Genomic DNA, 1,246 nt, shown 5'->3' on the forward strand with positions numbered 1-1,246 from the left:
CTACTGTTGCTGAATTTCCTGAGTCATCTGTGATTGTAAATGTACCGTCACCGTTGTCTACTACTGTAGAACGCTTTGCATCAAATGTAGTGGTTACACCATCTTCGTTTGTATACGTAAATGTACCATCTGTATTGTCTACTAAAGTTGATAAAGTCTCTGTAAATGTAGTTGTTGTACCATTTTCTGATGTGTACGTAAAACTACCATCGCCATTATCTACTAATGTCGTAATTGTATTGTTGGTATCTACTGTTGCTGAATTTCCTGAGTCATCTGTGATTGTAAATGTACCGTCACCGTTGTCTACTACTGTAGAACGCTTTGCATCAAATGTAGTGGTTACACCATCTTCGTTTGTATACGTAAATGTACCATCTGTATTGTCTACTAAAGTTGATAAAGTCTCTGTAAATGTAGTTATTGTACCATTTTCTGATGTGTACGTAAAACTACCATCGCCATTATCTACTAATGTCGTAATTGTATTGTTTGTGTCAATAGTTGCTGAATTTCCTGAGTCATCTGTTAATGTAAAGGTTCCATCACCGTTGTCTACTACTGTAGAACGCTTTGCATCAAATGTAGTGGTTACGCCATCTTCGTTTGTATACGTAAATGTTCCGTCTGTATTATCTACTAAAGTTGTTACTGTTTCATCAATTGTAACAGATGCAACATTCAAATACAATCCACCATCTGCCCCAACTTGGATATCATTATTAGCTTGATCACTAACCAAATCAATAACTTGATCCGTTCCATCCTCATTTGTGTATGTAATTGTACCGTCATTATTATTAACTAGATTAGTTAACGTCTCTAAGTCTTTAATATCAATAACCGTATCTACTCCTTCTTCATCTCTATACGTGAAAGTACCATCAGTGTTTGCTACTACAGTAGTTAAAGTTTCTAAGTTTTCTACTAATGCAGTTAAGTCTAACTGTGTGGTATTTCCGTCCTCATCTGTATAATCGATATTTGTATTATCTGCATTTAAAGCTGCTACTGTTAACGTCTCTAAATCTTTAATATCAATAACCGTATCTACACCATCTTCATCTCTATACGTGAAAGTACCATCAGTGTTTGCTTCTACAGTAGTTAAAGTTTCTATACGTGAAAGTACCATCAGTGTTTGCTACTACAGTAGTTAAAGTTTCTAAGTTTTCTACAATCGCTGTTAAGTCTAACTGTGTCGTATTTCCGTCCTCATCTGTATAATCGATGTTTGTATTATCTG

1 pseudogene is annotated in these 1,246 nt (G+C 35.2%); it reads right to left on the minus strand.

Annotated elements, in window-relative coordinates:
• Positions 1 to 1,135, minus strand: a pseudogene (locus KLA_RS17235) (hypothetical protein); the annotation flags it as partial.
• Between the last annotated feature and the right edge of the window lie 111 nt (positions 1,136 to 1,246).

It is taken from the genome of Cellulophaga geojensis KL-A (assembly GCF_000568425.1).
GTDB lineage: Bacteria > Bacteroidota > Bacteroidia > Flavobacteriales > Flavobacteriaceae > Cellulophaga > Cellulophaga lytica.